The organism is Prauserella endophytica (assembly GCF_005146945.1).
Lineage (GTDB): Bacteria > Actinomycetota > Actinomycetes > Mycobacteriales > Pseudonocardiaceae > Prauserella_A > Prauserella_A endophytica.
The window spans coordinates 51298-71763 of record NZ_SWMS01000011.1 but is presented as its reverse complement, the minus strand read 5'-3'; the positions used below and the strand labels follow the sequence as shown (position 1 = coordinate 71763).

The 20466-nt window shown below is 71.4% G+C and carries 17 protein-coding genes; 10 read left to right on the top strand and 7 right to left on the bottom strand.

All coding sequences use genetic code 11. From position 1 onward, the window contains the following. Positions 1-5 precede the first annotated feature (5 nt). A complete protein-coding gene (locus FCN18_RS20275) occupies positions 6-605 on the bottom strand; it encodes a TetR/AcrR family transcriptional regulator (protein WP_112272715.1) in 600 nt (199 codons plus the stop codon). A 119-nt stretch (positions 606-724) separates the two neighbouring features. Between FCN18_RS20275 and hisF the strand changes: the two genes are divergently transcribed. Then, positions 725-1498 (top strand): imidazole glycerol phosphate synthase subunit HisF, encoded by a 774-nt coding sequence (hisF, locus tag FCN18_RS20270; RefSeq protein ID WP_112272713.1) that lies wholly within the window; start codon positions 725-727, stop codon positions 1496-1498. After that, positions 1495-1884 (top strand): phosphoribosyl-AMP cyclohydrolase, encoded by a 390-nt coding sequence (gene hisI / locus FCN18_RS20265; RefSeq protein ID WP_137095854.1) that lies wholly within the window; start codon positions 1495-1497, stop codon positions 1882-1884. The genes hisF and hisI overlap by 4 nt, the downstream gene beginning before the upstream one ends. Here hisI and FCN18_RS20260 read toward each other — a convergent pair. Then, positions 1851-2471 (bottom strand): TetR/AcrR family transcriptional regulator, encoded by a 621-nt coding sequence (locus tag FCN18_RS20260; RefSeq protein ID WP_228714055.1) that lies wholly within the window; start codon positions 2469-2471, stop codon positions 1851-1853. The two genes, hisI and FCN18_RS20260, sit on opposite strands and share 34 nt — an antisense overlap. Positions 2472-2566: 95 nt before the next feature. Between FCN18_RS20260 and FCN18_RS20255 the strand changes: the two genes are divergently transcribed. The 6 genes from FCN18_RS20255 to lgt all read left to right on the top strand — a co-directional run bounded on the left by FCN18_RS20255 (position 2567) and on the right by lgt (position 8916). Further along, positions 2567-4123, top strand: coding sequence for an anthranilate synthase component I (locus FCN18_RS20255; protein WP_112272707.1), 1557 nt, complete (start codon positions 2567-2569; stop codon positions 4121-4123). Next, complete coding sequence (locus tag FCN18_RS20250) at positions 4116-4691, top strand: Trp biosynthesis-associated membrane protein (protein ID WP_112272705.1); 576 nt, start codon at positions 4116-4118, stop codon at positions 4689-4691. Before FCN18_RS20255 ends, FCN18_RS20250 begins: the two co-directional genes overlap by 8 nt. A gap of 145 nt (positions 4692-4836) precedes the next feature. After that, positions 4837-5646 (top strand): indole-3-glycerol phosphate synthase TrpC, encoded by an 810-nt coding sequence (gene trpC, locus FCN18_RS20245; RefSeq protein ID WP_112272703.1) that lies wholly within the window; start codon positions 4837-4839, stop codon positions 5644-5646. Continuing rightward, a complete protein-coding gene (gene trpB, locus FCN18_RS20240; protein WP_112272701.1) occupies positions 5625-6872 on the top strand; it encodes a tryptophan synthase subunit beta in 1248 nt (415 codons plus the stop codon). Before trpC ends, trpB begins: the two co-directional genes overlap by 22 nt. Then, complete coding sequence (gene trpA, locus FCN18_RS20235; protein ID WP_112272699.1) at positions 6869-7663, top strand: tryptophan synthase subunit alpha; 795 nt, start codon at positions 6869-6871, stop codon at positions 7661-7663. The genes trpB and trpA overlap by 4 nt, the downstream gene beginning before the upstream one ends. Before the next feature lie 212 nt (positions 7664-7875). Beyond that, positions 7876-8916 (top strand): prolipoprotein diacylglyceryl transferase, encoded by a 1041-nt coding sequence (gene lgt, locus FCN18_RS20230; protein WP_112272697.1) that lies wholly within the window; start codon positions 7876-7878, stop codon positions 8914-8916. Here lgt and FCN18_RS20225 read toward each other — a convergent pair. The 5 genes from FCN18_RS20225 to FCN18_RS20205 all read right to left on the bottom strand — a co-directional run bounded on the left by FCN18_RS20225 (position 8860) and on the right by FCN18_RS20205 (position 13739). Beyond that, the gene (locus FCN18_RS20225) at positions 8860-9930 is read right to left on the bottom strand and encodes an NAD(P)H-dependent amine dehydrogenase family protein (RefSeq protein WP_112272695.1); all 1071 of its coding nucleotides are present in this window, start codon (positions 9928-9930) and stop codon (positions 8860-8862) included. The two genes, lgt and FCN18_RS20225, sit on opposite strands and share 57 nt — an antisense overlap. Continuing rightward, positions 9927-10718: an SDR family oxidoreductase gene (locus FCN18_RS20220; protein ID WP_112272693.1), complete on the bottom strand. Its 792-nt coding sequence runs from the start codon at positions 10716-10718 to the stop codon at positions 9927-9929. Before FCN18_RS20220 ends, FCN18_RS20225 begins: the two co-directional genes overlap by 4 nt. 283 nt (positions 10719-11001) lie before the next feature. Then, a complete protein-coding gene (locus FCN18_RS20215; RefSeq protein ID WP_137095852.1) occupies positions 11002-11772 on the bottom strand; it encodes an ABC transporter ATP-binding protein in 771 nt (256 codons plus the stop codon). Next, a complete protein-coding gene (locus tag FCN18_RS20210; RefSeq protein WP_112272689.1) occupies positions 11769-12815 on the bottom strand; it encodes a FecCD family ABC transporter permease in 1047 nt (348 codons plus the stop codon). The genes FCN18_RS20215 and FCN18_RS20210 overlap by 4 nt, the downstream gene beginning before the upstream one ends. 6 nt (positions 12816-12821) lie before the next feature. Then, a complete protein-coding gene (locus tag FCN18_RS20205) occupies positions 12822-13739 on the bottom strand; it encodes an ABC transporter substrate-binding protein (protein ID WP_137095928.1) in 918 nt (305 codons plus the stop codon). A 514-nt stretch (positions 13740-14253) separates the two neighbouring features. On the opposite strand from FCN18_RS20205, the gene gltB reads away from it, so the two are divergent. Both gltB and FCN18_RS20195 read left to right on the top strand, forming a co-directional pair. After that, positions 14254-18825, top strand: coding sequence for a glutamate synthase large subunit (gene gltB / locus FCN18_RS20200; protein WP_137095851.1), 4572 nt, complete (start codon positions 14254-14256; stop codon positions 18823-18825). After that, positions 18818-20326 (top strand): glutamate synthase subunit beta, encoded by a 1509-nt coding sequence (locus FCN18_RS20195; RefSeq protein ID WP_112272685.1) that lies wholly within the window; start codon positions 18818-18820, stop codon positions 20324-20326. The genes gltB and FCN18_RS20195 overlap by 8 nt, the downstream gene beginning before the upstream one ends. The last annotated feature ends 140 nt before the right edge of the window (positions 20327-20466 follow it).

The window sequence follows — 20466 nt, the reverse complement described above, 5'->3', positions numbered from 1 at the left end:
TGAAGCTAACGCTGCGAAGCCGCAGGCGGTTGCCCGCCATCGAGGTAATACTGAATCGCCGGGCCGACCAGTGCGACGATCTCGTCCTCGGTCGCCGTCGACATCGGCGGTACCTCGAGAACGTAGCGCAACAGGGCGACCCCCATCATCTGGGCCGCCGCCGCCGACGCGTGCAGGCGCGAGATGCCCCTCGCCCTCGCGACGGTCGCGAGTACCGCGCTGGCGAGGAACTGGCGCATCATCGTGACCGCCTGCTCGTTGGTCACGGCCGACCGGAGCAGGGCGAGGAACGGCGCCCTGGTGTCCGGTTCTGCCCATAATCGCAAAATCATACGCACGAGACGGGCTCCCTCCTCTCCGGGTGGTCCATTCAGGACCTGCGGGATTTCGTCCGCCGGATTGAACGGAAGATTCATCGCCGCGACGAAGAGTTGACGCTTCGTGCCGTAGAAATGGTGCAGCAGCGCGGGGTTCACGCCGGCCTCGGCCGCGATCGCCCTCATGGTCGCGCCGTCGTAACCCTGAGCGGCGAACAGCCTGCGTGCGGCCTCGGCGATCTGTTCCCTGGTCTCGTTCGGTCCGGGCCTCCTGCCCGCTCGCGCCATGCGATCGAGCTTAGGCGGCCGGTGAACGCGGGCACCACGAAACCGTTACCGAGTAGATATGTCCGGGGGTCCGCACGGCTGCCCGGCCCGCCTGCGGCGACGAACCCTAAGCTGGTGACATGTCCGTTGCGGTGAGGGTGATCCCGTGTCTCGACGTGGACGCGGGACGGGTCGTCAAAGGTGTGAACTTCGCGGATCTGCGGGACGCCGGCGACCCGGTGGAGCTGGCGCGCGTGTACGACGCGGAGGGCGCCGACGAGCTGACCTTCCTCGACGTCACCGCGTCCTCGGGCAACCGCGAGACCACCTTCGACGTCGTGCGCCGCACCGCCGAGCAGGTGTTCATCCCACTGACCGTCGGCGGCGGCGTGCGGACCACGGACGACGTGAACCGGCTGCTCCGCGCGGGCGCCGACAAGGTCAGCGTCAACACCGCCGCGATCGCCAGGCCCGAGCTGCTGCGCGAGGCCTCGCGCCGCTTCGGCGCGCAGTGCGTCGTGTTGTCGGTGGACGCGCGCCGGGTTCCGGAGGGGCGCGAGCCCACGGCGTCCGGCTTCGAGGTGACCACGCACGGTGGCCGTAACGGCACCGGGATCGACGCGGTCGAATGGGCCGCGCGGGGCGAGGAACTGGGCGTCGGCGAGATCCTGCTCAACTCGATGGACGCCGACGGCACGAAGGCGGGCTTCGACCTGGAGCTGATCCGCCTGACGCGCGCGGCCGTGCGCGTGCCGGTGATCGCGAGCGGCGGCGCAGGGGCGGTCGAGCACTTCCCGCCCGCCGTCGAGGCCGGGGCCGACGCGGTGCTCGCCGCGAGCGTCTTCCACTTCGGCCAGCTCAAGATCGGCGAGGTCAAGGACGCCCTGCGTGGTGCGGGGGTCGTGGTCCGGTGACGCTCGATGCCGAACTCGCGGAGCGCCTGAAGCGCACGCCCGACGGCCTCGTGTGCGCCGTCGTGCAGGAGCACAGCACGTCCCAGGTGCTCATGGTGGCGTGGATGAACGACGAGGCGCTGGAGCGGACGCTCACCACGCGGCGCGCGACGTACTACTCGCGCAGCAGGCGGCGGCTGTGGGTGAAGGGCGAGACGTCGGGGCACATCCAGCACGTGCGCGAGGTGCGCCTCGACTGCGACGCCGACACGCTGCTGGTGCGCGTGGACCAGACGGGCCCCGCCTGCCACACGGGCACCCACACGTGCTTCGACACCGACGAGCGGCTGCTGCTCGCGGACGATGCCGACGATCAGGCGGGAACGTCCAGCGCCCCGGTGAGGTAGCGCTGGAGGTTCGGGGCGATCGTGGCCACGAGCGTCTCGATGTCGGCGGAGGCCACGGGCTCGATCTGCGCGACGTAGCGGGCCATGCCCAGGCCGATCATCTGGGTCGCGCCAAGGCCTGCCCGCAGCTCGGGGCGGTCGCTGTCCGCCGTCCTGACGACGTTGGTGAAGATCCTGTTGACCAGGATGGTCCGCAGCGTCTGCAGCGCCTCGGGCTTGGTGGTGACGCTGCGGATGAGGGCGACGAAGGACTCGCCGCCCGCGCCGTCCCAGCGGGTGAGGAACGTGCGCACGATGTTCTCGCCGAGCTTGTCGGGACCGCCTGCCGTCACCGTCTCGACCACCTCGTTGATGTCGAACGGCACGTGCAGCACGGCCTTGGCGAACAGGCCGTCCTTGCCGCCGAACCAGTGGTTGACCATCGCGGGGTCCACGCCGGCGCGGGAGGCGATGGCCCGCACGGTGGCGCCCTCGTAGCCGCTCTCGGCGAACACGGCTCTGGCGGCGTCGAGCAGCGCCGCCTTGGTGTCCTCGCCCGCGGGGCGGCGGCCCCTGCGGCGGGCGGGCTCTTCTTTCGCGGTGGTCACGTGGCCCATCATGAACCACCGAGGTCAGAAATTCAACAGTCAGTGAATTAATCCCCGGTGGGTGCCGCCGAAAGCCGCGGCGGCACAATAACCGCATGGTAACTGCCCGTTCTGTCGACACCGGTGGTTCCGGGCTCGGGGCGATCAGCCCGAGCCGGGAGGACTTCCGTGCCTTCGCGGAGGACCGGCGCGTCATCCCGGTGGTCCGGCGGCTGCTCGCCGACGCGGACACCCCGGTCGCGCTCTACCGCAAGCTGGCCGGGGACCGTCCCGGCACGTTCCTGCTGGAATCGGCTGAGAACGGGGAGTCCTGGTCGCGCTGGTCGTTCATCGGCGTGCGCAGCCCTGCCGCGCTCACCGTGCGCGACGGCAAGGCCGTGTGGACCGGCACACCCGTCGTCGGACTGCCCACCGAGGGCGATCCGCTGACCGTGCTGCGCGAGACCCTCTCGACCCTGCACACCGAGCCCCTGCCCGGCATGCCGCCGCTCACCGGCGGCATGGTCGGCTACATCGGCTACGACACCGTCCGCTGGCTGGAGCGGCTGCCCGAGCTGGCCGAGAAGGACATCGACATTCCCGAGCTGACGATGCTCCTGGCGACCGACCTCGCCGCGTTCGACCACCACGAGGGCACCGTCACGCTCATCGCCAACGCCGTGAACTGGGACGACTCGCCCGAGCGCGTGGACGCCGCCTACGACGACGCCGTCCGTCGCATCGAGGAGATGACCCGGCTGCTCGCCGCGCCCGCACCCGCGACCAACGCGGTGTTCGAGCGGCCCGCGCCGGAGTTCACGCGGCGGAGGGCGAAGGAGGACTTCCACGCGGCCGTCGAGGCGGCCCGCGAGGCGATCCACGCGGGCGAGGCGTTCCAGGTCGTGCCCTCGCAGCGCTTCGAGATGCGCACCGGCGCCGACGCGCTGGACGTCTACCGGGTGCTGCGCACCTCGAACCCGAGCCCGTACATGTACCTGCTGCGGCTGGAGGGCTTCGACATCGTCGGCTCCAGCCCGGAGTCGCTGGTCACCGTGCGCGACGGCAGGGCGACCACCCACCCGATCGCAGGCACCCGCTGGCGCGGCGTCGACCCCGAGGAGGACGCGCAGCTGGCCAAGGACCTGCTCGCCGACGAGAAGGAGCGCGCCGAGCACCTCATGCTCGTCGACCTCGGGCGCAACGACCTCGGGAAGGTGTGCCGACCCGGCTCGGTGCACGTCGTCGACTTCTTCGCGATCGAGCGCTACAGCCACGTGATGCACATCGTCTCCACCGTCACGGGCGAACTCGCGGAAGGCAGGACGGCGTTCGACGCGGTGCTGGCGTGCTTCCCGGCCGGCACGCTCTCCGGTGCGCCCAAGGTGCGCGCGATGGAGCTGATCGAGGAGCTGGAGCCGACGCGGCGGGGCCTCTACGGCGGTGTGGTCGGCTACCTCGACTTCGCGGGCGACGCGGACACCGCGATCGCGATCCGCACCGCGCTCATGAAGGACGGCGTGGCGTACGTGCAGGCCGGCGGCGGCGTGGTCGCCGACTCGGACGCCGACTACGAGGACAACGAGTCGCTCAACAAGGCCCGCACCGTGCTCTCCGCCGTCGCCGCCGCCAACACGCTGGCCCCCGCGACGTCCCTGGACGCGACCCGTGTCTGAGAGCCCGGCCAACAAGCGTCCACTGTGGATAGTGGTGGTCGCGCTGTTGCTCGGCGCCGCGGCGCTGTGGGGCACGTCGGGGCTGACGTGGATCGACGTGCCGCGCGGGCTGACCATCGACGGCAGGCTCGCCGACGACCTCTCCGGCGGCGACCTCATGACGTGGCCGGTGCCGCTGGCGCTGCTCACGCTCGCGGCCGTGGCCGCGGTGCTCGCCGTCCGGGGCGTTGCCCGGCGCGTACTGGGCGTGCTGCTCGTGGTCGTCGGCGCGCTGATCCTCTACCTGGCGCTGAACGGCGACGCCTACGACGTGACCTGGTCCGGCTGGGCGCCCGGCTACGAGGAATCGGCGGGGGCCCCACGGCGGACGTTCTGGGGTCCCGCGGCGGCCGTCGCGGGCGGAGTGCTCGTGCTGCTCGCCGGCGCCGTGCTCACGTGGCGTGGTCACCGCATGCCCCGCATGGGCGCCAAGTACTCCGCTCCCGGCGGCCAGCGGGCCGCGAAGGACACCGAGAAGGAGCTCTGGGACGCGCTCTCCGACGGCGAGGATCCGACCACACGGAGTTAACCCCGGCCCTTTCCCACTGGTGGACAAGGCAATTCCGACCCGGAGCCGGTGTGGCGAACCGCGAGGGTTAGCATCATTTCGGCGGGAAGGGGAAGGTTTTTGTGAGCCACCTTGCGAGTGAACACACAGCCGGTGAGGTTGCCCGGTGAGCATTCTCGAGGACATCGTCGCGGGCGTGCGGGCCGACCTCGCCGAGCGTGAGGCGGCACTGCCGTTCGACGAGCTGAAGCGGCGTGCGGCGGCAGCGATCCCGCCCCGGGACGTGATGTCGGCCCTGCGCGAGTCGGGCATCGGCGTGATCGCCGAGGTCAAGCGCCGGAGCCCGTCGAAGGGGGACCTGGCCGCGATCGCCGACCCGGCGTCGCTGGCGAAGGACTACGAGGACGCCGGTGCGCGGGTCATCAGCGTGCTCACCGAACAGCGCCGGTTCGGCGGCTCGCTCGCCGACCTGGACGCCGTGCGCGCCGCGGTGGACGTGCCGATCCTGCGCAAGGACTTCATCGTCAGCCCGTACCAGGTGCACGAGGCGCGGCTGCACGGCGCCGACATGGTGCTGCTGATCGTTGCCGCGCTGGAGCAGAACGCGCTCGTCGCGCTGCTCGACCGCGTCGAGTCGCTCGGGATGACCGCGCTCGTCGAGGTCCACAACGCGGAGGAGGCCGACCGCGCGCTGGAGGCGGGCGCGTCGGTGATCGGCATCAACGCACGGAACCTGCACACCCTCGAGGTCGATCGCGACGTGTTCGGCAGGCTCGCCCCCGGGCTGCCGATGGACACGTACAAGGTCGCCGAGTCGGGCGTGCGCGGTCCCGGCGACCTGATGGCCTACGCGGGCCACGGCGCGGACGCCGTGCTCGTCGGCGAGGGCCTGGTCGCCACGGACGACCCGAAGGGCGCGCTCGTCAAGCTGGTGACCGCGGGATCGCACCCGGCATGCCCGAGGCCGAGCCGGTGACCGACAAGGACCCCAAGCAGCAACGCACCAGCCACGACCCGGACGAGCGGGGTCACTTCGGCCCCTACGGCGGCCGGTTCCTGCCCGAGGCGCTCATGGGCGCGCTCGACGAGCTGTCGGCCGAGTACGACAAGGCCAGGCTCGACCCCGAGTTCACCGGCGAGTTCGCGCGCCTGCTCTCCGGCTACGCGGGCAGGCCGTCGCTGCTCACCGAGGCGCCGCGGTTCGCCGAGCACGCCGGGGGAGCGCGGATCTTCCTCAAGCGCGAGGACCTGAACCACACCGGCTCCCACAAGATCAACAACGTGTTGGGCCAGGCGCTGCTCACCAGGCGCATGGGCAAGAAGCGCGTGATCGCCGAGACCGGGGCCGGTCAGCACGGCGTGGCCACGGCCACCGCGTGCGCCCTGCTCGACCTCGAGTGCGTGGTCTACATGGGCGAGGTCGACACCGAGCGGCAGGCGCTCAACGTCGCCAGGATGCGGCTGCTCGGCGCCGAGGTGATCCCGGTGAAGACGGGCTCCCGCACGCTCAAGGACGCCATCAACGAGGCGCTGCGCGACTGGGTGACCAATGTGGACACCACGCACTACCTGCTGGGCACAGCCGCGGGCGCGCACCCCTTCCCGGTGATGGTGCGCAACTTCCACAAGGTCATCGGCGAGGAGGCGCGCAAGCAGATCCTCGAGCTGACCGGGCGGCTGCCCGACGCGGTCGCCGCGTGCGTGGGCGGCGGGTCCAACGCGATCGGCATCTTCCACGGCTTCATCGACGACCCCGGCGTGCGCCTGGTCGGCCTCGAGCCGGGCGGCAAGGGCATCGAGACCGGCGAGCACGGCGCGACCCTGACCGAGGGCACGCCCGGCACGCTGCACGGCGCGCTGTCGTACCTGCTGCAGGACGAGGACGGGCAGACCATCGAGGCGTACTCGATCTCCGCGGGTCTCGACTACCCCGGCGTCGGCCCCGAGCACTCGTGGCTCAAGGACACCGGGCGGGCGGAGTACCGCGCGGTCACCGACGCCGAGGCGATGGAGGCGTTCCAGCTGCTCTCGCGCACCGAGGGCATCATTCCCGCCATCGAGTCGGCCCACGCGCTGGCCGGCGCGCTCAAGCTGGGCAAGGAGCTCGGCGAGGACGGCCACATCCTCGTGAGCCTCTCCGGCAGGGGCGACAAGGACGTGGACACCGCGGCGCGCTACTTCAAGCTCGTGGAGGACGTGTGAGCCGGCTGGCCCAGCTGTTCGAGGGGACCCGCGCGGAGAAGCGGGCCGCGCTGGTCGGCTATCTGCCGGCCGGGTACCCGACCGTCGGCGAGTCGAAGGACCTGCTGGCCGCGACCATCGACGCGGGCGCCGACCTGGTCGAGGTGGGCGTGCCCTACTCCGATCCGGTCATGGACGGTCCGACGATCCAGGCCGCCGCCGACACCGCGCTGCGCAACGGCTTCCGCCTCAGGCACGTGTTCGAGGTCGTCGAGTCGGTCGCGTCGCGCGGCGGGCGCGCCGTGGTGATGACCTACTGGAACCCGGTGTTCCACTACGGCGTCGACCGGTTCGCCAGGGACCTCGCCGCGGCGGGCGGCCTCGGCCTCATCACGCCGGACCTGACGCCGGACGAGGCGGGCGACTGGCTCACCGCGTCCGACCAGCACGGGCTGGACCGGATCTTCCTGGTGGCGCCGTCGTCGTCGGAGGAGCGCATCGCGCTGACGGCCAAGGCGACCACCGGCTTCGTCTACGCCACCGCGGTGATGGGCGTGACCGGCGCCCGCGAGTCCGTCGGCGCGAGCGCGGCCGACCTGGTGGGACGCACCCGCAAGCACACCGACCTGCCGATCGGCGTCGGCCTCGGCGTGCGCTCCGGCGACCAGGCCGCCGAGGTGGCAGCGTTCGCCGACGCGGTGATCGTCGGCTCGGCGCTGGTGACCAGGGCGGCCGAGGGCACCGCAGCGCTGGGCGCGCTGGCCGCCGAGCTGGCCGAGGGCGTCCGCCGTCCCGCCGTTCCCGCCGCCTGAGAAACGTCGGTGGGTGGTGGCACCCTGATGGAAGCACCACGGTGAGTGGACGGTCGCCGACGTCCTGGCCCTAGGCGGCGCTGTCGAGCTCGTGGACGGCGCCTACACGCAGATCGCCAAGAGTAGGGCGGCACGCTGACGCTGCCCAGGCCGTTCCCGGCCGAGATGAGCCTCGGCGGCTGAGGCGACGGCGCTCACGCTACGGTTGGCCCGTGAACACCGCGTCGGCAGTCTTCCTCGCGAACATCCCCAGCCCGGACCGGGGGGTGTACGAACTCGGGCCGATTCCGCTGCGGATGTACGCGCTGTGCATCATCGTCGGGATCATCGTGGCCATCTGGTGGGGCGAGCGCAGGTGGGCGCAACGCGGTGGGTCCAAGGGCACGATCGTCGACATCGCGGTGTTCGCCGTGCCGTTCGGACTCATCGGTGGCCGGCTCTACCACGTCATCACCGACGCCCAGCTGTACTTCGGTGAGGGCAAGGACCCGATCAGGGCGCTCTACATCTGGGACGGCGGGCTCGGCATCTGGGGCGCGATCGCGCTCGGCGGCGTGGGCGCGTGGATCGCGTGCCGCCGCAGGGGCATCCCGCTCCCGGCCGTCGCCGACGCCATCGCGCCCGGGATCGTCGTCGCGCAGGCGATCGGCAGGCTCGGCAACTACTTCAACCAGGAACTCTACGGCGGTCCGACCGACCTGCCGTGGGGCCTGGAGATCTACCGGCGCGTCGACCCCGACAACCCGCTGGTCGAGGACCCGCTGAACGGTGTCGCCATCAGCGACGTGCCAGTGGAGGTCGTGCACCCGACGTTCCTGTACGAGCTGCTGTGGAACCTCGGGGTAGCGCTGCTGATCGTGTGGGCGGACCGGAGGTTCCGCCTCGGGCACGGCCGCGTCTTCGCGCTCTACGTCGCCGGTTACACCGCGGGCCGGTTCTGGATCGAGCTCATGCGCACCGACCAGGCCAACGAGATCCTCGGTCTGCGCGTCAACGTGTGGACCTCGATGGTTCTCTTCGCCGGCGCCGTCGCGTACTTCGTCTACGCCCGCAAGCTGGGCCCTCGCGAGGATCCGGCGACGCTCAACACCGACGAACCGGAGCCGGACGACGACACCGGCGCCGCGGCGGAACCGTCGTCGGACAAGGACGCCGAGGACAAGGGCGACCAGGACGAGGGCGAGAAGGAGGCGGACTCAGCGGCGGAGGAGTCCCCTGCCGGTGACGAGCGGAAGGTCGAGCCCGGTCAGTAGCCCGGGCGCGGCCGCCACGACGGCGGGCACGGCGTTCACCAGCCGCATGGCGGTCGCCTTGAGTCCCGCGGTGTTGTGGTCGCCGTCGGTGCCGAGCAGGCGCAGGTCCAGCGTGTAGTTCGGCTCGCCGGTCACCTGTACGCGGTAGCACCCCTGGCCGGAGGGCTGCGGCCAGTCCGGGCCGAGGTCGGGCCGCAGCCGGGTCACGTGTTCCAGCACGCAGGCGGGCTTCCCGCCGAGCATGCCCCTGATCTCGAACCGCAGTGCGGCGGCGGTGCCGCGTTCGATCGTGCCGGACGGGATGTCGAACGTCTCCGGTGCGGGCAGCCGCTCGTGGTGCTCCTCCACGGCGTCCAGCTCCACGCCGAGCCCTGCCGCGAGCTGGCGCACGACGCTGCCCCACGCGAGCGTCAGTACCCCCGGCTGCAACAGCAGCGGCTTGTCCTCCAGCGGCGAGCCGAAGCCCATGATGTCGAAGAGGACCTTGCGGTTGTCGTAGGTGGAGTAGTCGAGGATCTCCAGGCAGCGCACCTCGTCGATGCGCTCGCAGACGCCGGTGAGCACGAGCGGCAGCCAGTCGTTGGCGAAACCGGGGTCGATTCCGTTGACCCACAGGGAAACCCCGCCCTCGGCCGCCGCTTCGCGCACGGGGTCCGACAGCTCCTTCGGCACGACGCCGTCGGGGTACTGGAGAAAGACGGGACTGCTGGAGACCACGTTGACGCCCGCGCGCAGGATGCGGCACAGGTCGTCGAGCGCCTCGGTGATGCGGTCGTCGGCCATCGCCGTGTAGACGACGCAGTCGGGCCTCAGCGCGAGCAGCGCGTCGGCGTCGGTCGTCGCGGTGACCCCGAGGTCGCGGCCGAACCCGGCGAGCGCTCCGGCGTCCCTGCCCGACTTGGCGGGGTCGGAGACCCACACACCGGCCAGCTCGAGGTCGGGGCGGGCTTCGATGCCCGCGATGGTGTGGCGGCCGACGTTTCCGGTGCTCCACTGCACCACGCGAAGTGTCATGTCAGATCCGGGAGTCCGAGTTCGAGGTTGGGTGCCTGCTGTCCGCCGTCGACCTCCAGCACCTTGCCGGTGACGTAGGAGCCCGCGGGTGAGCTCAGGTAGAGGATCGCCGCGGCGATGTCCTCGGGATCGCCGATGCGGCGCAGCGGAGTTGCGGCCTCCATGCGCTCGCGCAGCTCGGGGTTGTCCACCACCACCTGGAGCGCCGACGTGGCGACCGAGCCCACCGCGACCGCGTTGACGCGGATCTTCGGCGCGAGGTCCGCCGCGGCCAGGCGCGTGTACTGCACGAGCGCTCCTTTCGCGGTGCCGTAGGCGAGGAAGCCCCGGCCGCTGACGCGGCCCATCACCGAGGAGACGTTGACGATCGCGCCGCCGCCGGCCCGGAGCAGCGCGGGCACGGCCGCGCGGGTGAGCGCGTGCGCCGTACCGACGTTGAACCGGAACGCCTCGTCGAGGAACTCTGTCGAGGTGTCGGAGAGTGGACGGGGGAGCGTGCCGCCGACGTTGTTCACCACGACGTCGAGCCTGCCGAACGTCTCGACGGCGGCGTCCGCGAGCATGCCCGCCGCGGCGGGGTCGGTGAGGTCGGCGGGCACCACGTGCGCCTTGCGTCCCGCGTCGGCGATCCGCGCGGCGACCTCGTCAAGCTGTTCCCTGGTACGGGCGGAGAGCACCACGTCGGCACCGGCCTCGGCGAGCGCCACTGCGGTGGCCGCGCCGATCCCGCGCCCCGAGCCGGTCACGACGGCGACCTTGCCGGTCAACCGGAAACGATCGAGGATCACGCCGGAACTGTAACACGTTCTACCTGTGTTCGGGGCGGGATTACGCCGTCGGCGCCGATCGGTATCTTCGCCAGCGGCCCGCTCGCGCCGCGGTAGGTATCGGGCGGTCGCGAGGTATCGGGGGTCGCGGCGGTTCCGGGTGAGGTGCCGCGAGCCGTGTGTCACCACCGTGTCGCTGTTGCGGACCTCGACCGTTGGCACGGTTGCGCAACTCGGTGTCGGGAACGCGCAACTCGGCGTCCCGACTGCGCAACTCGGCGTCGGGAGCGCGGGACTCGCGCGGTTACGTGGGGCGGCGGATCGGGGCCACCACCGGGTGGCCCTCCCTGGTGTGCAGGACCTCGGTCTCCGCGGCGTAGTGGTCGCGGAGCCGTTGGGGGGTCAGCACTTCCGCGGGCTTGCCCGACGCGGCGACCTCGCCGCCGTCGAGCAGCAGGAGCTCGTCGGCGTACTGTGCGGCGAAGGTGAGGTCGTGCAGTGTCGAGACCACCGTGGTGCCGTCCTCACGGCGCAGCAGGTCGAGCCGTTCGAGCAGCGCCTGCGCGTGCCCGACGTCGAGGCCCGTGGTCGGTTCGTCGAGCAGCAGCAACGACGTCCGCTGCGCGAGCACCCTGGCGAGGACCGTGCGCTGTTGCTCGCCGCCCGACAGCGTGCGCAGCTTCCGCCCCGCCAGCGCGCTCAGGTCGAGCCGTTCCAGCGTGTCCTCCACAATGGACACGTCGGTGGCGCTCTCCCGCGCGAGCAGGCCGAGGTGCGGCGTCCGTCCCAAGAGGACGTAGTCGGTGACGGTGAGCCCCTCCGGCAGCACCGGGTTCTGCGGCGCGTACCCGAGCACGCGTGCCTTCTCCTTGCGGGGCGGCGTCTTTCCGTCCAGCTCCACCGTGCCCTGGCAGGGCACCAGTCCGGCGATCGCCTTCAGCAGCGTCGACTTGCCCGCGCCGTTGGGGCCCACGATCGCGAACCACCCGCCGCTGGACACCTCCGCGGACACGTCGCGCACCACCGGTTTGGCGCCGTAGCCCGCGCTCACGTTCCGCAACCGCAGTTCCGTCACGGCGTCCGCCCCCTGCTCGTGCGCAGCACCATCGCGAAGAACGGCGCGCCCGCGAACGCCGTCACGACCCCGAGCGGCAGCTCACCCGGCAGCGCCGTGCGGGCCACGAAGTCGGCCAGCACCAGGAACACGGCGCCACCGATGAGCGACAGCGGCAGGACCACGCGGTAGCTCGCGCCCGCGAGCAGGCGCACGATGTGTGGCACGACGATGCCGACGAAGCCGATCAGCCCGCTCACCGCGACGGCCGCGGCCGTCGCGAGCGACGCCGCGGCGAGCAGCACCAGCCGGACCCGGCCCGGCCGGATGCCGAGCGAGGCCGCCTCGGCGTCCCCGAGCGTGAGCACGTCGAGCAGCCGCGCGCAGCCGCACAGCACGACCGCGGCCACCGCGACGTACGGCAGCGCGAGCCACAGGTCCCGCCAGCCCGTGACGTTCAGCCCGCCAAGCGTCCACGTGTAGACCTGCTTGATGGTGTCGGTGTTGAGCTGCTGCACGAACGTCTGGATCGCGGTGAGGAACGCCGTGACCGCCACGCCGGCCAGCAGCAGCGTCGCCGTGCCCGAGCCGCCCGCCGAGCGGCCGAGCAGCCAGCTCAGCCCCACGCCGCCCAGCGCGCCGGCGAACGCCGCGAGCGGCAGCGGGCCGATCAGCCAGCCCGTCACGGCCGGGACGAACACCACCACGATGGTGGCCGCCATGCCCGCGCCCGCGGCGGCGCCGAGCAGGTACGGGTCGGCGAGCGGGTTGCGGAACACGCCCTGGAACGCCGCTCCCGCGCCGGCGAGCGCGGCGCCGACGAGACCGGCGAGCAGCACGCGTGGCGCGCGCAGCTCCCACACGATCGCCGCCTCACGTTCCGACAGCGGCGACGTGCCACCCGTCACCTGAGCGGCGAGCTCGCCGAGCACCCGCTGCCAGCCGAGCTCCCCGGAACCGGCGACCACCGCGAACACCATGGCCGCCAGCAGCACGAGCAGCGCCACGACCACCGTGCGCGGGCGCAGGCGGGTCGTGGGCGGGCGGGAGCGGGTCCGCAGCATCGGGACCTACTTGCCGGCGACGGCGTCGGCCACGGTGCGCACCAGCTCCACCAGACGCGGGCTCCACCGGGACGCGATGTCGTCGTCGAGCGCGAAGACCCGGTCCTGTTTGACGGCCGAGAGCGTGTCCCAGCCGGGGCGGGCGGCGACGGTGTCCGCGTTCTGCCCGCAGCACCTGGTGTCGGCGAGGAAGATCAGGTCCGGGTCCTCCCGCAGGATGGTCTCCGCGGAGAGCTGCGGGTAGCCGCCGAGCGCGTTGGGGTCGCCCTGGTCGGCGATGTTGGTGAGCCCGAAGAGCCCGTAGACCTGCCTGATGAACGTCGCCGAGGTCACGCTGTAGAACGTCGGGTCGAGCTCGTGGTAGTAGCGCAGCGGCTCTGCCGGTTCTGGCGCGTCGGCCACGAGCTTGTCGATCTCCTCCTTGGTGCGTCGCGCGAGGTCCGCGCCCTCGGCTGCGTGGCCGGTGGCCTTGCCCACCAGCTCGAACTGGTCGTACGCGGCGTCGAGCGTGGCGGGAGCGGGCAGGACCAGGGTCTCGGTGCCGGTCTTGCCGAGCGTCTCGGCGAGCTTGCCGTCGAGGTCCGACTCGACGATGACGAGGTCGGGATTGTGGCCCGCGATCGCCACCGGGTCGATGTTGATGCCCGACAGCGACGTCTTCGGCGCCTCGGCCGGGTAGGTCGAGGCCGAGTCGACGGCCACCACCTGGTCGCCGGCCCCCACGGCGAAGAGGGTCTCCGTCGTCGACGGCGAGAGCGAGACGATCCGCTCCGGCCGCTGCTCGATCGTCACCGCCGGCGCGCCCTCCGGGCGCAGCTCCACGGGGAAGTCGGCGGCGGCCGGCGAAGGGGCCGGCTCCTCCGGCGCGCGGTCGGCGCAGCCGGCGAGAGCGAGCGCCGAGACCGCGGAGAGCACGCCGAGCATGGCGAACGGCCTGCGGCGGTGACGGGGTACACGGGACATGAGGACCTCGACTGTTCGGCCGGCCCTGGCCGCGCCCGGCCGGCGAGCGGTCCTGGACGCCGCGACCCCTGGACCGGAGGTGGATGGCGTCGGCGCGAGTGCAGGCGACCTGACTCGACCCCGCCGTCACGGTTCGTGCTCGGTCCGGTACGGCTGGGCATCACAGTTGCGGCACAGCGCCGGATTCGCACCGGACTTCGCTGCCGCTCGCGTCGAAGGAGGACGCTACCAGGCGAAACCGAGGTGAACTCCGGGAACCCGGGCGTCGGGTAGAATCAGTGGGCGAGCCAAGAGCTCAGTGCCCATCAAGAACGATGTCGTTCAGAGCTGCCAGATCGTTACAGTCGACAGCTGAAATGGCCACTCCGAACCGGTGCCCTGGCGTTTCCCAGATGTTAAGGTCGCGCTAATAAGCGGGCCATTGTCGTCCCGTGCCCAGCACTTATCGAGCACGAAGACGACGCAGGAGGTCCCCTTGATCTTCTCCGCGATTCCGTCTCCACAGGGCCTCTACGACCCTGCGACGGAACAGGATTCCTGCGGTGTAGCCATGGTCGCGCACGTCCGTGGTGTCCGCTCCCACAGCATCGTCACCGACGGTCTCAACGCACTCACGAACCTGGACCACCGTGGCGCCGCCGGCGCCGAGCCCACCAGTGGCGACGGCGCGGGCATCCTGGTGCAGCTGCCCGACGACCTGCTGCGGGCGGAGGCGGAGTTCGAGCTGCCGAGGCCCGACGCCTTCGGTCAGCACCACTACGCCGCCGGCATCGCCTTCCTGCCCGCCGACGCCGAGCAGCGCCGCAAGGCCGTCGAGCTCGTCGAGCGGATCGCCGACGAGGAGAACCTCACCGTGCTCGGCTGGCGGGACGTGCCGGCCGACGCCGATGCCGCCGGCATCGGCCCCACGGCGCGCTCCGTGATGCCGCACTTCGCGATGCTGTGCGTCACGGGCAAGGCCGACGCCGACGGTGAGCTGCCCAGCGGCATCGAGCTCGACCGGCTCGCGTTCTGCCTGCGCAAGCGGGCCGAGCACGAGAGCGAGGCGTCCGGCTGCGGCGTGTACTTCCCTTCGCTGTCTTCGCGGACGATGGTCTACAAGGGCATGCTCACCCCCGCGCAGCTGCCGGCGTTCTTCGCCGACCTCCGGGACGAGCGGCTGGTCAGCGCCATCGCGCTGGTGCACAGCCGGTTCTCCACCAACACGTTCCCTTCCTGGCCACTGGCTCACCCTTTCCGGTTCGTGGCACACAACGGCGAGATCAACACCATCCGCGGCAACCGCAACCGCATGCGCGCCCGCGAGGCGCTGCTGGAGTCGGACCTGCTGCCCGGTGACCTGACGCGGCTGTATCCGGTGTGCTCGCCGGAGGCGTCGGACTCGGCGTCCTTCGACGAGGTGCTCGAGCTGCTGCACCTCGGCGGGCGCAGCCTGCCGCACGCCGTGCTGATGATGATCCCGGAGGCGTGGGAGAACCACGCCACCATGGACGAGCAGCGCCGCGCGTTCTACCAGTTCCACGCGAGCCTGATGGAGCCGTGGGACGGCCCGGCGTGTGTGACGTTCACCGACGGCACGCTCGTCGGCGCGGTGCTCGACCGCAACGGCCTGCGGCCCGCGCGTTGGTGGCAGACCGCCGACGACCGCGTGGTGCTGGCCAGTGAGGCCGGTGTGCTCGACGTCCCGCCGAAGGACGTCATCGCCAAGGGCAGGCTCAAGCCGGGCCGCATGTTCCTCGTGGACACCGAGGCGGGCCGCATCGTCAACGACGACGAGATCAAGGCAGGGCTCGCCGCCGAGGCGCCCTACGAGGAGTGGTTGCACGCGGGCCTGCTGACGTTGTCCGAGCTGCCCGACCGCGACCACATCACGCAGACGCACGCCTCGGTGCTGCGCCGCCAGCTGGCGTTCGGCTACACCGAGGAGGAGCTGAAGATCCTGCTCGGCCCGATGGCCGAAAAGGGCGCCGAGCCGTTGGGCTCGATGGGCACGGACACCCCGCCCGCGGTGCTGTCCAAGCGGTCCCGCTCGCTGTACGACTACTTCAAGCAGGGCTTCGCGCAGGTGACCAACCCGCCGCTGGACGCGATCCGCGAGGAACTGGTCACCTCGATGAGCCGGATCATGGGGCCCGAGCAGAACCTGCTGGAGCCGGGACCCGCCTCGTGCAGGCACATCCAGCTGGCTTCCCCGGTGATCGACAACGACGAGCTCGCCAAGCTGATCCACGTCAACGACGACGGGGACCTGCCAGGCTTCGCCTGTACCGTCCTCTCCGGACTGTACGAAGTGGACGGCGGAGGCCCGGCGCTCGCCGAGGCGATCGAGCGAGTGCGCCGCGAGGCGTCAGAGGCGATCGCCGCCGGCGCGCGCACCCTCGTGCTCTCCGACCGCGACGCCGACCACCGCATGGCGCCCATCCCGTCGCTGCTGCTGGTCTCCGCGGTGCACCACCACCTGGTGCGCACCAAGGAGCGGCTGCGCGTCGCGCTCGTCGTCGAGACGGGCGACGCCCGCGAGGTGCACCACGTCGCGCTGCTGCTCGGCTACGGCGCCGCGGCGGTCAACCCCTATCTCGCCTTCGAGACGATCGAGGACATGATCGGGCAGGGCGCGATCACCGGCATCGAGCCGGCGAAGGCGGTCCGCAACTACGTGCAGGCCCTCGTCAAGGGCGTCCTCAAGATCATGTCGAAGATGGGCATCTCGACGGTCGGCGCCTACACGGCCGCGCAGGTGTTCGAGTCGCTGGGCCTGTCGCAGGAGGTGCTCGACGAGTACTTCACCGGCACGATCTCCAAACTCGGCGGCGTGGGGCTCGACGTGCTCGCCGAGGAGGTCGCCGTGCGGCACCGGCGCGCCTACCCGGACAACCCGACCGAGCGCGTGCACCGCGGCCTGGAGACCGGCGGCGAGTACGCCTACCGCCGCGAGGGCGAGCTGCACCTGTTCACGCCCGAGACCGTGTTCCTGCTCCAGCACGCGAGCAAGACGCGCAGGGACGAGGCGTACCGCGCCTACGCCGACGAGGTGAACCGGCTCAACCGCGAGGGCGGCGTGCTGCGCGGGATGTTCGCCTTCCGCAACGAGAACCGGCAGCCGGTGCCGATCGACGAGGTCGAGTCGGTGGAGTCGATCTGCAAGCGGTTCAACACCGGCGCCATGTCGTACGGTTCCATTTCGGCAGAGGCGCACCAGACGCTCGCGATCGCGATGAACCGCATCGGCGGCCGGTCCAACACCGGTGAGGGCGGCGAGGACCCGGAGCGGCTCTACGATCCCGAGCGCCGGAGCGCGATCAAGCAGGTCGCGAGTGGACGGTTCGGGGTGACGAGCGAGTACCTCGTCAACGCCGACGACATCCAGATCAAGATGGCCCAGGGCGCGAAGCCCGGCGAGGGCGGCCAGCTTCCGCCGAACAAGGTGTACCCGTGGATCGCGCGGACCCGGCACTCGACGCCGGGCGTTGGGCTGATCTCCCCGCCGCCGCACCACGACATCTATTCGATCGAGGACCTTGCGCAGCTGATCCACGATCTGAAGAACGCCAACGAGCGGGCCCGCATCCACGTGAAGCTCGTCAGCTCGCTCGGCGTCGGCACGGTCGCGGCCGGTGTCTCGAAGGCCCACGCCGACGTGGTGCTCATCTCCGGGCACGACGGCGGCACCGGGGCCTCGCCGTTGAACTCGCTCAAGCACGCGGGAACGCCGTGGGAGATCGGGCTCGCCGAGACGCAGCAGACGCTGCTGCTCAACGGGCTACGCGACCGGATCACCGTGCAGGTGGACGGCGCCATGAAGACGGGCCGCGACGTGGTGGTCGCGGCGCTGCTGGGCGCCGAGGAGTACGGCTTCGCCACCGCTCCGCTCGTGGTCGCGGGCTGCATCATGATGCGCGTGTGTCACCTCGACACGTGCCCGGTGGGCGTCGCCACGCAGAATCCGGATCTACGCAAGCGCTACACCGGTCAGGCCGAGCACGTGGTGAACTACTTCCGCTTCGTGGCGCAGGAGGTCCGGGAACTGCTGGCGGAGCTGGGTTTCCGCACGCTCGACGAGGCGATCGGCCGCGCGGACGTGCTCGACGTCGACGAGGCCGTCGACCACTGGAAGGCGCGAGGACTCGACCTCACGCCGGTGTTCGCGGTGCCCACCGACACGCCGTACGGCGGGGCGCGGCGCAAGGTGCGCGAGCAGGACCACGGCCTCGAGCACGCGCTCGACCGCACGCTGATCCAGCTCGCGGAGGCGTCGCTGGAGGACGCGCACCCCGTGCGGCTGGAGCTGCCGGTCCGCAACGTCAACCGCACGGTCGGCACGCTGCTCGGCTCGGAGATCACGCGCCGCTACGGCAGCGCGGGCCTTCCGGACGACACGATCCACGTGCTGCTTACGGGTTCGGCGGGGCAGTCACTGGGCGCGTTCCTGCCGCCGGGCGTCACGCTGGACATGGTCGGTGACGCCAACGACTACGTCGGCAAGGGCCTGTCCGGCGGGCGGGTGATCGTCCGCCCCCATCCGGAGTCGCCGTTCGCGGCGGAGGGTCAGGTCATCGCGGGCAACACCATCGCGTACGGCGCGACGAGCGGTGAGCTGTTCATCCGCGGCCAGGTGGGCGAGCGGTTCTGCGTGCGCAACTCGGGCGCGCTGGCCGTCGCCGAGGGCGTTGGCGACCACGCGTTCGAGTACATGACCGGCGGCCGTGCCGTGGTCCTCGGCCGCACGGGCCGCAACCTCGCGGCGGGCATGTCCGGCGGCCTCGCCTACGTGCTCGACCTCGACGAGCGGCAGGTCAACCTCGGCATGGTGGAGCTGCTCACGCCCGAGGCCGATGAGCTGGCGTGGCTCAAGAAGATCGTCACGAGGCACCACGAGCTGACGCGCTCGGCGGTGGCGGCGTCGCTGCTGGGCGACTGGCCGGGCCGCTCGGCGTCGTTCACCAAGGTGATGCCGCGTGACTACAAACGAGTTCTGGAGGCCACCAAGGCCGCGCGTGCGGCGGGCCGTGACGTGGACGAGGCGATCATGGAGGCGGCTCGTGGCTGACCCGACGGGCTTTCTGAAGTACGAGCGCGCCGAGCCGCCGAAGCGGCCGAAGGACGAGCGAGTCCACGACTGGCAGGAGGTCTACGCCGACCTCGGCCAGGAGGAACGCAACCGCGCCGTGCGCACGCAGGCCAGCCGCTGCATGGACTGCGGCATCCCGTTCTGCCACTCCGGCAGCGCGGGCTGCCCGCTCGGCAACCTCATCCCCGAGTGGAACGACCTTGTGCGCCGGGGCGACTGGGCGGAGGCCAGCGAGCGGCTGCACGCCACCAACAACTTCCCGGAGTTCACCGGGAAGCTGTGCCCCGCGCCGTGCGAGGCGGGCTGCGTGCTGTCGATCTCGCCCGCGTCCGGTGGCCCGGTGGCGATCAAGCGCGTCGAGGAGACGATTTCGGCGCAGGCGTGGGAATCCGGCTACGTGCAGCCGCAGCAGGCGACGGTCTCGACCGGGCAGCGGGTGGCGGTCGTCGGGTCCGGCCCGGCCGGGCTGGCGGCGGCGCAGCAGCTCACCCGCGCCGGGCACGAGGTGACCGTGTTCGAGCGCGACGACCGGCTCGGCGGCCTGCTCCGCTACGGCATCCCCGAGTTCAAGATGGAGAAGAAGGTCCTCGACCGCAGGCTCGCGCAGCTGCGGAAGGAGGGCACCACGTTCGTCACCGGCTGCGAGGTCGGGGTCGACCTCACCGTCGAGGAGCTGCGGGAGCGCTACGACGCGGTGGTGCTCGCGGTCGGCGCGCTCCGGGGCCGGGACGACACGACCACGCCGGGGAGGGATCTCAAGGGCATCCACCTGGCGATGGAGCACCTGGTGCCCGCCAACCGGCAGTGTGAGGGCGACGGCCCGCCCGCCATCGAGGCGGCCGGCAAGCACGTCGTGATCATCGGCGGTGGCGACACGGGCGCCGACAGCTACGGCACCGCGATCCGCCAGGGCGCGCTCTCGGTGACACAGCTCGACCAGTACCCGCAGCCACCGTCCACACGCGACGACGACCGCTCGCCGTGGCCGACTTGGCCGTACATCCTGCGCACCTACCCGGTGCACGAGGAGACGGGCGAACGGCGCTTCGCCGTGGCGGTGAAGCGGTTCGTCGGCGACGAGGACGGCAACGTGCGGGCCATCGAGCTGCACAAGGTGCGCGTGGAGAAGGACCCGGAGACCGGGCGCCGCGAGGTGGTGCCCACGTCCGAGGAGGTCGAGGAGCTGCCTGCCGATCTCGTGCTCTTCGCGATCGGGTTCGAGGGCGTCGAGCACATGCGGCTGATTGACGACCTCGGCCTGAAGCTGACCAGGCGCGGCACGCTCTCGTGCGGCTCCGACTGGCAGACCGAGGCGCCGGGCGTGTTCGTGTGCGGTGACGCCCACCGCGGCGCCTCGCTCGTGGTGTGGGCGATCGCGGAGGGCCGGTCCGTGGCCAACGCGGTGGACACCTACCTCACGGGCGCCTCGGACCTCCCGAGCCCCGTCCACCCGACAGCACTGCCACTCGCGGTGGTCTGACCCGGCCGACTGCAGTGAAGGCCACCTTGCCTGCGTTCAACGCAGGCAAGGTGGCCTTCACTGCAGCTGGGCACCGCGCAGCACGCCGTTGCGTCACCCTTCACCAGACCTCTCCGGATTGGGCCAAGCGGCGGTACACA